Source organism: Streptomyces sp. NPDC107538 (genome assembly GCF_055657445.1).
Genome location: NZ_JBVKAY010000012.1, coordinates 164,339 through 177,564, shown reverse-complemented (window position 1 = coordinate 177,564; position 13,226 = coordinate 164,339). Strand labels below are relative to the sequence as shown.

The window sequence follows — 13,226 nt, the reverse complement described above, 5'->3', positions numbered from 1 at the left end:
ACCGGGACGCCGGCGCTTCACGGAGACTGGAAGAAGGAAGAGCAGCCACGATGACGGTTCCCCTGCCGACGGACACGACCCGCTGGCGCTGCACGCTCTGTGGCAACCTCACACGGTTCGACGTGACCCGCTCGTCGAAGGTCGTCGAGTACGTCCACCTCGACCTCGCCGGAGAGCCCAAGGTCGAGGAGCGCGACGTGGTCAGTGAGAACATCGAGTCGGTGCGCTGCCGCTGGTGCAACGCCGTGGACCAGGTGGAACTCGTGGACAGGCCGGGCGCCGGCTCCTGAGGGAGCGGACCCGCACAGACATTGGGGTGACGGATGGTGGAGAGCTCAGGCGGGGGGCCGGGCGACGGCGCCGCTGAGGTGCTCGACCGTCCGCTGCCCGAGGGCGTCCGCAAGCGCGTCGTGCAGATCGTCTCCGACGGCTTCGGCGGACTCACCGTCGCCGAACTGCCCGCACAGCTCAGGCAGTACGCCCGTTTCACCCCGACCCGCCGGGTGAAGTTCGCGGGCAACGCGATGGCCGCCGCCGTGGAGGGCGACACGCTCTTCAGACAGCGGATCGGGGAGCGGTTCCGGGAGGCCCACCCGGAGCTGGCCGGTGCCCTCGACACGGGCGCGCCGCCCCCGGCCGCGGATCCGCTGGACGTGGCGGCCGCGGCCTACGTACTGCGCCCCACGGGCTGGGTGAAGCTGGTCGCGGCGGCCGGTGAGGAGGCCCTGCGGGCGGACGCCGAGCGCGCCGACGAGGAGAGCCGGGCCGAGCTGGAGCGGCTGCGCGAGCAGCTCGCCGAGGCCCGCGGCCACACCAAGGCCGAGACGGAACGGCTGCGCGCGGAGCTGGAGTCGGCGAAGAAGGAGGCCGACTCGATGCACCGCAAGCTCCGGGCCGCCCTCAGCGACGTCAAGCGCGGCGAGGCCGCCCTGCGCAAGCTGCACGCCGAGATGGAGACCGTACGCGCCGAGGGGCACTCCCAGGTGTCCGCCGCCGAGAGCGAGAGCCGGCGGCTCAAAGCCCGGCTGGGGGAGGCGGAGGCCGCTCTGGAGGCCGCCCGGCGGGCCGCCCGCGAGGGCCGCAGCGTCGAGGACATGCGGGTACGGCTGCTGCTCGACACCGTGCTGGACGCGGCCCAGGGGCTCCGGCGGGAGCTGGCGCTGCCGCCGGTCTCCGTACGGCCCGCGGAGACCGTCGACGCGGTCGAGCCGGGGCGGATGACCCCGAAGGACATCGCCGCCCGCGCGCTGTCGGAGAACGACCCGGCGATCCTGGACCAGTTGCTGGCGCTGCCGCAGGCGCATCTCGTCGTCGACGGCTACAACGTCACCAAGACCGGCTATCCGCAGATGCCGCTGGAGAAGCAGCGCCTCAGGCTCCTCGGGCAGTTGTCCCAGCTCGCCGCGCAGACCGGCGCCGAGGTCACCTGTGTCTTCGACGGGGCCGAGCTGGCCGCGCCGGTGCTGCTCGCGCCGCCGCGCGGGGTGCGGGTGCTGTTCTCCAAGCCCGGGGTCACCGCCGACGAGTTGATCCGGCAACTGGTGCGCGCCGAGCCGCCCGGCCGGCCCGTCATCGTCGCCTCCACCGACCGTGAGGTGGCCGACGGCATCGCGAAGGCGGGGGCGCGTCCGGTTGCCTCCGCCGTGCTCCTCAAGCGGCTTTCCTGACCTTTCGATCACGTCCGCCCCAACGGCAACGAACAGGCGCTATGCCCGAATTGATCGAAATGTTGCGCAACGTAGCGTCAACCGAGCGCTACCGCATGTGTGTTGAGTGTAAATTGTGCGCCGTGGGACGGGATTTTTCCTGTGGGGGATTTGAAGTGATCACCATTGGGTCACTAGGGTCTGGGCTCAAACCTCTGAACGGGTGATCGTCGCCGGAGTCCTGGCCGGCCGGTCGCTCACATGAAGGAGTTCCCTACCGTGGCGTCCCACCGTCGACCGAAGCAGCCGAGCCGTACGCGTGTGACCGTGCTCACCACCGCCGCCGCCGCTGCCGTGGCCCTCACCTCGCAGGCCGCCAACGCCGCGCCCGCCGAGAAGCCGAGCAAGGACGACGTCCAGGCCAAGGTCCACAAGCTCTACGAGGACGCCGGGCGGGCCACCGACAAGCTCAACGGGGCCGAGGAGAAGCAGGAGAAGCTCGAGAAGGAGATCTCCACGATCCAGGACAACGTCGCCAAGGGTCAGGAAGAACTCAACGAGCTGCGGGAGGGCATAGGCCTCGCGGCCAGCGCCCAGTACCGCTCGGGCGGCATCGACTCCTCGATCCAGCTCTTCCTCTCCGCCGACCCGGACGACTACCTGGACAAGGCCGCCACGCTCGACCAGCTGACCAGCCAGCAGGTCGAGGCGCTGAAGAAGATCCAGGACAAGCAGCGCACGCTCGCGCAGCAGCGCCAGGAGGCCACGGAGAAGCTGGAGGACCTCGCCGAGACCCGCGAGACCCTGGCCGACAAGAAGAAGGAAGTCCAGACCAAGCTGGCCGCCGCGCAGAAGCTCCTCAACACCCTGACGGCCGAGGAGAAGGCCGCCCTGGACGAGCAGGAGACCCGCGCCAGCCGCGACGCCGGGGACCGTGTCGAACTCGGCGACGAGGCGCCCGCCTCCGACCGCGGCGCGGCCGCCCTCGCCGCCGCCGGCACCCAGGTCGGCAAGCCCTACGTCTCCGGCGGCAGCGGCCCCAACTCCTACGACTGCTCCGGGCTGACCCAGTGGGCCTACGCCCAGGCCGGTGTCTCGATCACCCGGACCACGTACACCCAGCAGAACGACGGCACGAAGATCGGCCGTGACGCGCTCAAGCCGGGCGACCTGGTCTTCTTCAACGACCTGGGCCACGTCGGCCTCTACGCGGGCAACGGCATGGTCCTGCACGCCCCGTACCCGGGCAAGGTCGTCCGCTACGAGTCGATGAGCACCATCGGCTCCTTCCAGTTCGGTGTGCGCGTCGCCTGACCGCACCCGCGACACCTGAAACAGGCCGATCGTCACACCGTGTGACGGTCGGCCTTGTTTTCCTTCAAGATCAGGACACAGCACCGCCCGAACGGGCGAATTCCCGCACCTCGCGCTGACCCCTTCACCCGCTGGTGACCTGGGTCCCAGGCCGGACGTCACGCTCCGTGCCCGCGAAGGTCTTTGGCTGGGACGCGGTCGCGCGGCTACTGTCGGCCGCGCTTCCCTCACCCGCCGTGAGCGCACCCCCTGCAGGGGACGCCCTCCGGCCCGGGGGAGGGCCCCTGTCCACCGTCGAAGGGAGTGCGGCTTCCCGTGGTGTCCCACAGTCGCCTTGTACCGTCCGGGTTCGACCGGGGCGCGGCCGCCGCCCTCGGTGTGCTGTCCGCCGCGGCCGCCGCCCTCGGCGCCATCCCCGTCCAGCCGGCCGCCGCCGCGCCGCACGACAACACCCGGGCCGAGGTGGACCGGCTGTACGAGGAGGCCGAGCGGGCCACCGAGGCCTACAACAAGGCCGACGAGCGCGCCGACGAGTTGCGCGAGCAGGTCGGCACCGCGCAGGACTCGATCGCCCGGCAGCAGGACCGCATCAACGTCATGCGGGAGTCGCTGGGTTCGCTGGCCGGCGCGCAGTACCGCTCCGGCGCCGTCGACCCGTCGATCGCCCTGCTGTTCTCCGACGACCCGGACGACTACCTCGACACGGCAGCCGCCCTGGACCGCATCAGCGCCCACCAGGCGGGCGAACTCCACGACCTCCAGCAGGCCATGCGCGAGCTCTCCCAGAACCGCGCGGAGGCCGGGGAGAAGCTCACCGAGCTGGAGAAGAGCCGCAAGGCCGTCGCCCAGCACAAGCGGTCCGTCGAGGGGAAGCTCGCGGCGGCCCGGCGGCTGCTCAACTCCCTCCCGGACGAGGAGCGCGCCGAGTACGACCGCGCCTCCCGCTCCACCACCGCCGGCCGCACCGAGGTGCCGGACCTCTCCGGCGCCGTCGCCCCCAACGGCCGCGCGGCCGCCGCCGTCGCCGCCGCCCGCTCCGCCCTCGGCAAGCCGTACGTATGGGGCTCCACCGGGCCGCACGGCTTCGACTGCTCCGGCCTCATGGTCTGGTCGTACGGACAGGCCGGCGTCGGTCTGCCGCGCACCTCGCAGGCCCAGCGGTACGCCGGCACCCAGGTCCCGCTCTCCCAGGCCCAGCCCGGCGACCTCGTCACCTACCGGCCCGACGCCAGCCATGTCGGCATGTACGTCGGCAACGGCCAGGTCATCCACGCCCCCTACCCGGGCGCCCCGGTCCGCTACGACCCCGTGGGCATGATGCCGATTGCCTCGGTCACCCGCCCCTGACCGCCCTGGGCCCCTTCGGCGGGCCACCGTACGATCGGGGACGTGGCTGGCAGAAGGCGCTCGTTCCCGGGAGTCGCGGGAGTCTGTCTCGCCCTCGCCCTCCTCGTCGGGTGCGGGGGCGACACCTCCCCCGACACCGCCCGCGTCGAGGTGGAGCGCATGCTCGACCGGCGGGCCGCGGCCGTCCTGGAACGGGACGGGACGGCCTACCGGGCCACCGAGGCGACCAGCACCTCCGTCCCCGGCCAACTCGCCACCGGCACAGCCGAGTTCGTCAACCTCCGCGCACTGCCGCTGGCCTCCTGGTCGTACGGCCTCACCTCCTTCCACCGCTCCGGCGACCGGGCCACGGCCGAGGCGGCCCTGCGCTACCGGATCCGCGGCTACGACGGGGCGCCCGTCACCGCCGTACGGACCCTGACCCTCGTCCGCGGCGGTGACGGGGCGTGGCGGGTTGCCGCCGACGAGCCCTCGGACAAGGGCACCGAACAGCTGTGGGAGCAGGGCCCGATCGTCGCCGTCCGGGGGGAGCGGAGCCTCGTGCTCGGCGTCGGGCGGTCGGCGAAGACCCTGCGCACGTACACCGTGCTGGCGGACCGGGCCGTGCCGACCGTGACGGAGGCGTGGGGCGAGGACTGGGCGCGGCGGGTCGTGGTCGTCGTACCGGAGTCGCTGGACGAGATGGCGGGGCTGCTGGGGGCGCCCGCGTCCGGGTACCGGGGGATCGCGGCGGTCACCACGGGCGAGGCGGGCGGCGCGGCGAAGGCGCCCGCGGACCGGATCGTCGTCAACCCCGACGCGTACGCCGTCCTCGGTGACTTCGGCCGGCAGGTCGTCCTCACCCACGAGACGACCCATGTCGCCACCCGCGCCCACACCAACGCCGCGACCCCCCTCTGGCTCTCCGAGGGCTACGCGGACTGGGTCGGCTACCGCGGCACCGGCCGTACGGCCGCCGAGGTCGCCCCCGAGCTGCAGCGGGCGGTGGCGGAGGGCCGCGTCCCGGCCGCCCTCCCCGCCGACTCCGCCTTCGCCTTCTCCGACGACTCCGGGCGGCTGGCCCAGGCGTACGAGGGGGGCTGGCTGGCCTGCCGCATGATCGCCGACCGGTGGGGTGAGGTGCGGCTCGACGAGTTCTACCGGGCGGTGGGGGAGCACGGGGAGCGGGAGGGGGCGGTGGAGGGGGCCCTGAAGGAGGTGCTGGGGACGACGGTGCGGGACTTCACGGCGCGGTGGCGGGAGTATGTGCGGGCTCAGCTGGGGTGAGGGTGGGGGTGGGTGGGGCGCGTTGTCGGGTGCGGGTGCGTGGGGCTTCTCGCGCAGTTCCCCGCGCCCCTGAAAAGCAGGGGCTGCGCCCCATGCTTTTCAGCCCCGCCGCCGATCGCTTTCAGCCCCGCCGCCGGTCGCTTTCAGCCCCGCCGCCGGTCGCCTTTCAGACTGCGGAGGGCTGGTCTTCCAGGCCCGCAGGGGCCTGGGCTTTTAGGGGCGCGGGGAACTGCGCGAGAAGCCCCACCGGGCCCGCACCCGACAACGCACCCCCACCCGCTCAAGCTGCACCCGACAACGCACCCCCGCTCAAGACCCCAGCCGCTCCTTCGCGCGGGCGCTACGCCCCGGGAGGGGCGCCGGGGCGGGCGGCACCGTACCCCGCCACAGTTCGAACGCGGCGACCAGCCCGGCCAGCACCAGCAACCCGTTGCGGACGAAGAGGAGGGTGACCCCCAGCCAGTCGCTGGCGACGACGTGGCCGAACCAGATCGGGAACTCCAGGACGGTCACGAAGGACGCCACGAGGACCATGACCGTCGGCCCACCCATGCGGCTCGCCCGGAAGCAGAGACAGACGGCCGCGAGCCCCACCAGCCACACCATGTACTGCGGACTGATCACCCGGCTCGTGGCCGTGAACATCAGCACCCCCACGAACGCCGCCTCCGCGAGCGTGTGCGGAGCGAACCGCCGCGCCCGCACCCGCCACAGCAGCAGCCAGGCGAAGGCCACCCCGCTGAGCAGCAGCGCCGCGTCGCTCACGGTGTCCACGTACTCCCCGAGGAACTCCACCGAGCCGTAGTTCAGCAGCACCTGCCCGTCCCAGCCGAACTGCCGGGCCACATGGAAGACGAGCGCGCCCAGCGACTCCACCTCGGTGCCCCGGTCCCGCTGGAACGTCAGGAAGGCGAAGGCCCCAGGCATGGAGACGGCGAACAGCCCGGCCACGGCGACCCCCGTGCCCACCGCCCACGCCCAGGCCGTACGCCCCCGCGCGCCCAGGAGCAGCAGCGCGGGCCACACCTTCAGCAGGGCCGCGAACGCCGTCAGTGCCCCCATCGCGCGCGGATGGCGGCTGCCGGCCAGGAGCGCCGCGACCGCCACCGCCGTCACCATCACGTCGTAGCGGGCGTACACGGTCGGGCCCAGCAGCGGCAGGCCCACCGTCCACACCCACGCCCCGCGCCAGGACTTCCCGGGGCGCCCGCCCGCGTACAGCAGCAGTGTGAGCACCGCCAGGTCGGCGAGGAGGGCGAGGACGAAGAACGCCGACGCGTAGTCCAGGAACGGCAGCAGGGCGGGGGAGAGGATCGCCAGCGCGGCGGCGGGCGGGTACTGCCAGGTGACGTCGTCCTGGGGATACGTTCCGTCGCGCAGGACCTCGTACCAGCCGTGGTAGATGGACGAGACGTCGGTGGTGACGTCCGGGCCCGGGAACACGTACACCTTGAAGACGAACAGCAGCAGGAGCAGCCGGGTGACGCCCCAGAGCGCGAGCAGGCCGAGCGGGAGCCGTCGAGAGCCCGTCGAGCCCGTCATGTCCGTCTGAGCCACGTGATCCCTGTCCGTCCCTGTCCGTCCGCGCTCCGGTTCGTGTGCGTGAGGGACATGATCCCCTGTCGGCCTGTGAAGCGGCCGTGAAGCACGGCCGGGCCGGGTGCGGAGGTGCGTGGGGCGGTGTGGAGGCGCCTGACGGCGGCGCGCCGGGGCCCGTTCGGTAGGGTCGGCGGCGATGCACAAGACCCTGATCGTGACCAACGACTTCCCGCCCCGGCCCGGCGGTATCCAGGCGTTTCTGCACAACATGGCGCTGCGTCTGGACCCCGAGCGGATCGTCGTCTACGCGTCGACGTGGAAGCGCAGCCGGGAGGGCGTCGAGGCGACGGCCGCCTTCGACGCCGAGCAGCCCTTCACCGTCGTCCGCGACCGGACGACCATGCTGCTGCCGACGCCCGCCGTCACCCGCCGCGCGGTCTCACTGCTGCGCGAGCACGGCTGTACGTCGGTGTGGTTCGGCGCGGCGGCCCCGCTCGGCCTGATGGCCCCCGCGCTGCGCAGGGCGGGCGCGACGCGGCTGGTGGCCACCACGCACGGCCACGAGGCGGGCTGGGCGCAGCTGCCCGCCGCCCGGCAGCTGCTGCGGCGGATCGGCGAGGGCACGAACACGATCACCTACCTGGGCGAGTACACCCGCTCCCGGATCGCCACCGCCCTCACCCCCGAGGCGGCCGGACGGATGGTCCAACTGCCGCCCGGCGTCGACGAGAAGACCTTCCACCCGGGCTCCGGCGGCGACGAGGTCCGGGCCCAGCTCGGGCTCACCGACCGCCCGGTCGTCGTCTGCGTCTCCCGCCTCGTGCCGCGCAAGGGACAGGACACGCTGATCCGGGCGATGCCCGGCATCCTCGCCAGGGAGCCGGAGGCGGTGCTGCTGATCGTCGGCGGCGGCCCGTACGAGAAGGAGCTGCGCCGGCTCGCCCAGGAGACCGGGGTCGCCGGGTCCGTCCGCTTCACCGGTGCCGTCCCGTGGTCCGAGCTGCCCGCCCACTACGGCGCCGGTGACGTCTTCGCCATGCCGTGCCGCACCCGTCGGGGCGGCCTGGACGTCGAGGGGCTCGGCATCGTCTATCTGGAGGCCTCCGCGACCGGCCTGCCCGTCGTCGCGGGCGACTCCGGCGGCGCCCCTGACGCCGTCCTCGACGGCGAGACCGGCTGGGTCGTCCGCGGCACCTCCCCGACCGACACCGCCGAACGCGTCACCACCCTCCTCGGCGACCCGGAACTACGGACCCGCATGGGACAGCGGGGACGGGAGTGGGTCGAGGAGAAGTGGCGCTGGGACCTGTTGGCAGAAACTTTGAAAACGCTGCTGTAGCCCCGCAAGGGGCGCGGGGAACCGCACGACCAGCCACAAGACGACCGGAAGTCGCCTACCGGGAGCACCCGGCACCCCGGTAGGCGCCACCCGGCTCGGCGGAGCCCCTAGCCGGAGCCGAATAATCCGCACATGCTGCGCACATGACAGCAAAACTGATGCAGCGTCAGCTGACGAGACGTCACATCCTTGGTATGGCCGCCCTCCAGACGGCGGCCACCCTCGGCCTCACCCGCATCGACCTCCGGTCCGCACAGGCCGCCGAGCCCGCCGCCGTCGACAACGCCCCGGCGATCGTCATCGGCTCCGGCTACGGCGCCGCCGTCGCCGCCCTCCGCCTCGGCCAGGCCGGTATCCGCACCCTCGTCCTGGAGATGGGCCGGGCCTGGACCACCCCCGGCTCCGACGGCAAGATCTTCTGTTCCACCAGGGAACCGGACGAGCGGTCGATGTGGTTCAAGACCCGCACCGAGGCCCCGCTCGCCACCTTCCTCTGGCTGGACGTCGTCAACAAGGACATCAGCCCCTACCCCGGCGTCCTCGACCGCGTCCGCTACGCCAACATGTCCGTCTTTCTCGGCCGCGGCGTCGGCGGCGGCTCCCTGGTCAACGGCAGCATGGCCGTCACCCCCCTCCAGTCGTACTTCGCCGAGCAGTTCCCGACCGTCGACACCGCCGAGATGTACGGCACGTACTTCCCGCGCGCCCGCGCCATGCTCGGCGTCAACACCGTCGACCCCGCCTGGTTCGAGTCCACGGAGTGGTACCGCTTCAGCCGGATCTCCCGCGCACATGCCCAGAAGACCGGCCTGAAGACCACCTTCGTGCCCAGCGTCTACGACTTCGACTACATGCAGCGCGAGGCCGCGGGCACCGCGACCAAGTCAGCCCTCGCCGGGGAGGTCATCTACGGCAACAACCACGGCAAGAAGAGCCTCGACAAGACCTACCTCGCCGCCGCCCTCGGCACCGGCAACGTCACCATCCACACCATGGAACGGGCCCGGGGCATCCGCAGGCTGAGCGACGGCACGTACGTCGTCACCGTCGACCGCGTCGACGGCACGGGCACGGTCGTCGAGACCAAGGAGTACGGCTGCACCTACCTCTTCCTCGGCGCCGGCAGCGTCGGCACCACCGAACTCCTCGTCCGCGCCCGGGCGAAGGGCACGCTCCCCGCACTGAACGCCAGTGTCGGAGCGGGCTGGGGCCCCAACGGCAACACGATGCTCGGCCGGGCCAACCACCTCTGGGACACGGTCGGGGCGAACCAGTCGACCATGCCGGTCATGGGCATCGACGACTGGGCCAACACCGCCAACCCCGTCTTCGCCGAGATCGCCCCGCTCCCCACGGGACTCGAACACTGGGTCAGCCTCTATCTGGCGATCACCAAGAACACCGAGCGCGCCTCCTTCACCTACGACGCGGCCAGCGACTCGGCCAAGCTCGGCTGGAGCGCCGCCCAGAGCGCGGTCTCCTCCGCCATGGCCAAGAAGCTCTTCGACCGGATCAACTCCGCCAACAGCACCATCTACCGGTACGACCTGTTCGGCTCGTCCAACAAGGTGTTCGCCGACGACTTCACGTACCACCCGCTGGGCGGCTGCGTCCTGGGGAAGGCGACCGACGACTACGGGAGGGTGAAGGGGTATTCGAAGCTGTACGTCACCGACGGTTCGCTGGTGCCCGGCTCGATCGGGGTGAACCCGTTCGTCACGATCACCGCGCTCGCCGAACGCACGATGGCGCGGGTCCTCGTGGAGGACACCGCGCCATGACGCTCTCCCGGAGAGCCTGCTACTTCTGGTAGATCGCCTCGATCTCGTCCGCGTAGTCCTTCGCCACCACGTTCCGTTTCAGCTTCAGCGACGGCGTCAGGTGGCCCGACTCCTCCGTGAACTGGGAGGACAGAATGCGGAACTTCCGCACCGATTCCGCCTTCGACACCGCGGCGTTGCCGTCGTCGATCGCGGCCTGCACGGCCGCGTTCAGATCGGCGTCCGCGCTCAGCGACGCCGCGGTGGAGCCCGCCGGCTTGCCGTGCTCGGCGGCCCAACGGCCCAGGAACTCCTCGTCGATGGTGACCAGCGCGCCCACGAACGGCCGCCCGTCACCCACGACCATGCACTCCGCGACCAGGGCGTGCGCCCGGATACGGTCCTCGATCACGGCCGGGGCGACGTTCTTGCCGCCCGCGGTGACGATGATCTCCTTCTTGCGGCCGGTGATGCTGAGATAGCCGTCCTCGTCGAGGGTGCCGATGTCACCGGTGTGGAACCAGCCGTCGGCCAGCGCCTCCTCGGTCGCGCCCGGGTTGTTCCAGTACTCTTTGAACAGGTGCTCGCCGTGCAGCAGCACCTCCCCGTCGTCCGCGATCCGGATCACCGAACCCGGCAGCGGCTGCCCGACCGTACCGATCTTCTGCCGGTCCCAGGGGTTGAACGCGGTCGCCGCACAGGACTCGGTCAGGCCGTAGCCCTCCAGGACCGTGAAGCCGATACCCCGGAAGAAGTGGCCCAGGCGCTCGCCCAGCGGGGCGCCGCCCGAGATCGCGTACTCGCCCTTGCCGCCGAGCACCGCGCGTAGCTTGCTGTAGACGAGCTTGTCGAACACCTTGTGCTTGACCTTCAGCCCGAGCGCCGGGCCCGACGCGGTGTCCAGCGCCCGGCTGTACGCGATCGCCGTGTCCGCGGCCTTGTCGAAGATCTTGCCCTTGCCGTCCGCCTGCGCCTTGGCCCGCGCCGAGTTGTAGACCTTCTCGAACACCCGCGGCACACCGAGGATCAGCGTCGGCCGGAAGGAGGCCAGCTCGTCGGTGAGGTTCTTGATGTCCGGTACGGTGCCCAGCTTGATCGGCGCCATCATCGGCGCGACCTGCACGAGCCGCCCGAAGACATGCGCGAGCGGGAGGAAGAGCAGGACCGAGCACTCGCCCGTACGGAACAGGGGCCGCAGCCGCTCCACCACGTTCCCGCACTCGGCGAAGAAGCTGCGGTGGGTGAGCACGCAGCCCTTCGGGCGGCCGGTGGTGCCGGAGGTGTAGACGATGGTCGCCGGGTCGTCGGCCTTCGCCAGCGAGCTGCGCTCCTCCACGGCCGCGTCGGTGACGTCCTGGCCGAGGCGGCCCAGCTCCTCCACCCCACCGCCCTCGATCTGCCACACGTGCTTCAGCGCGGGCAGCCGGTCGCGCACCGACTCGACGGCGGCCGAGTGCCCGTCCAGCTCCACGATCATGGCGGTGGCGCCCGAGTCGGCGAGGATCCACTGCACCTGCTCCGGCGAGCTGGTCTCGTACACGGGTACGGTGACCGCGCCGGCCGACCAGATCGCGAAGTCCAGCAGCGTCCACTCGTACCGGGTGCGGGACATCAGCGCGACCCGGTCGCCCGGCTGGACCCCGGCGGCGATCAGCCCCTTCGCGGCCGTCCGCACCTCGGCGAGGAACTGGACCGCGTTCACGTCCTGCCAGGCGCCGCCCACCTTGCGGGCGATGACGGCCACATCGGGATGCTGCGCGGCGTTTCTGCGGACGATGTCGGTCAGATTGCCGTCCGTCGGGACCTCGTACAAAGCCGGAAGGCTGAACTCGCGCAAGACTGCTGCTCCTCATAGGGCGCCGGCGCCACGACTCTGTGTTGCTGCGACGGTGCGGTCCAAGGCTGGGCGAGCGCTCAGGTCCCAGGCGATCCCTCGGGCCTCACTGGTTGAAATCCTGAGCACAACTGGACTGCCCGGACGTTACCCGTCGGTATGGCATCTCCGCGAGGGGGGTCCGGTGAGATGTTCTCCGCGTCACACAAGTGGGGTTCTCCCGGGAAGAATAATCCCCTCACTTGCTGACTGGCCAGTAACCGCACGTCCGGACGGCACTGTTCACGTATGCCGCACACGCCTACGCTTGATCGCCATGGCACGCACACCGGGCGGTAACGGCAGAACGCGCATCCATGTGGTCAGCGACGTGCACGGCAACGCACGCGACCTGACCCGGGCGGGTGAGGGCGCCGACGCCCTGGTGTGCCTGGGCGACCTGGTCCTCTTCCTCGACTACGCCGACCACTCCCGTGGCATCTTCCCCGACCTCTTCGGCGCGGAGAACGCCACCCGGCTCGTCGAACTGCGCACCGCCCGCCGCTTCGAGGAGGCCCGCGAACACGGGGCCCGGCTGTGGGCGGGCGTCGGCGAGGACCGCGCCACCGTGATCGAGAAGGCCGTCCGCAAGCAGTACGCCGAGATGTTCGCGGCCTTCCCGACACCGACGTACGCCACCTACGGCAATGTCGATATGCCGAAGCTGTGGCCGGAGTTCGCGGGACCGGGGACGACCGTGCTGGACGGTGAGCGGGTGGAGATCGGCGGGTGGGTCTTCGGCTTCGTGGGCGGCGGTCTGCGCACGCCGATGCGGACGCCGTACGAGATCAGCGACGAGGAGTACGCCGCCAAGATCGAGGCGGTGGGGGAGGTGGACGTGCTCTGCACCCACATCCCGCCGGAGGTGCCCGAGCTGGTGTACGACACGGTGGCGCGCCGCTTCGAGCGGGGGAGCGGGGCGCTGCTGGACGCGATCCGTCGCACCCGGCCCCGGTACTCGCTGTTCGGCCACGTCCACCAGCCCTTGGCGCGGCGGATGCGGATCGGGGCGACCGAGTGTGTGAACGTGGGGCACTTCGCGGGGAGCGGGAAGCCGTGGGCGCTGGAATGGTGAGGTCCCGCAAGCGGTAGCCTTCACGCTGCACATACGTGCGCACCCACCTCCCTCACCGGACAGTCTC

General features: G+C 71.5%; 10 protein-coding genes. 8 read left to right on the top strand and 2 right to left on the bottom strand.

Annotated elements, in window-relative coordinates:
* Positions 1-50 precede the first annotated feature (50 nt).
* The 5 genes from ACZ7MG_RS33345 (at position 51) to ACZ7MG_RS33325 (ending at position 5,573) form a co-directional block, all read left to right on the top strand.
* A complete protein-coding gene (locus tag ACZ7MG_RS33345; RefSeq protein WP_086760482.1) occupies positions 51-290 on the top strand; it encodes a hypothetical protein in 240 nt (79 codons plus the stop codon).
* 33 nt (positions 291-323) lie between these two features.
* The gene (locus ACZ7MG_RS33340; protein ID WP_471396389.1) at positions 324-1,667 is read left to right on the top strand and encodes an NYN domain-containing protein; all 1,344 of its coding nucleotides are present in this window, start codon (positions 324-326) and stop codon (positions 1,665-1,667) included.
* Between the two features lie 258 nt (positions 1,668-1,925).
* Entirely contained in the window at positions 1,926-2,960 is a 1,035-nt protein-coding gene (locus ACZ7MG_RS33335) for a C40 family peptidase (protein ID WP_471396392.1), read from the top strand.
* Positions 2,961-3,275: 315 nt separating this feature from the next.
* Positions 3,276-4,307 carry a C40 family peptidase gene (locus ACZ7MG_RS33330; protein ID WP_471396394.1) on the top strand — a complete coding sequence of 344 codons (1,032 nt, stop codon included), beginning with the start codon at positions 3,276-3,278 and terminating at the stop codon, positions 4,305-4,307.
* Positions 4,308-4,349: 42 nt separating this feature from the next.
* Entirely contained in the window at positions 4,350-5,573 is a 1,224-nt protein-coding gene (locus ACZ7MG_RS33325; RefSeq protein ID WP_471396396.1) for a hypothetical protein, read from the top strand.
* A 309-nt stretch (positions 5,574-5,882) separates the two neighbouring features.
* Here the strand turns inward: ACZ7MG_RS33325 and ACZ7MG_RS33320 are convergent, their stop codons facing one another.
* The gene (locus ACZ7MG_RS33320) at positions 5,883-7,115 is read right to left on the bottom strand and encodes a glycosyltransferase 87 family protein (RefSeq protein ID WP_471394694.1); all 1,233 of its coding nucleotides are present in this window, start codon (positions 7,113-7,115) and stop codon (positions 5,883-5,885) included.
* A 193-nt stretch (positions 7,116-7,308) separates the two neighbouring features.
* Here ACZ7MG_RS33320 and ACZ7MG_RS33315 point away from each other — a divergent pair, with 193 nt between their 5' ends.
* The gene (locus ACZ7MG_RS33315) at positions 7,309-8,451 is read left to right on the top strand and encodes a glycosyltransferase family 4 protein (protein WP_471394319.1); all 1,143 of its coding nucleotides are present in this window, start codon (positions 7,309-7,311) and stop codon (positions 8,449-8,451) included.
* A gap of 158 nt (positions 8,452-8,609) precedes the next feature.
* Positions 8,610-10,232 carry a GMC oxidoreductase gene (locus tag ACZ7MG_RS33310; protein WP_471394697.1) on the top strand — a complete coding sequence of 541 codons (1,623 nt, stop codon included), beginning with the start codon at positions 8,610-8,612 and terminating at the stop codon, positions 10,230-10,232.
* Between the two features lie 19 nt (positions 10,233-10,251).
* On the opposite strand, the gene ACZ7MG_RS33305 is transcribed toward ACZ7MG_RS33310, so the two are convergent.
* Positions 10,252-12,048: an AMP-dependent synthetase/ligase gene (locus tag ACZ7MG_RS33305; protein WP_471394322.1), complete on the bottom strand. Its 1,797-nt coding sequence runs from the start codon at positions 12,046-12,048 to the stop codon at positions 10,252-10,254.
* Positions 12,049-12,361: 313 nt separating this feature from the next.
* On the opposite strand from ACZ7MG_RS33305, the gene ACZ7MG_RS33300 reads away from it, so the two are divergent.
* A complete protein-coding gene (locus tag ACZ7MG_RS33300; protein ID WP_471394324.1) occupies positions 12,362-13,159 on the top strand; it encodes a metallophosphoesterase family protein in 798 nt (265 codons plus the stop codon).
* The last annotated feature ends 67 nt before the right edge of the window (positions 13,160-13,226 follow it).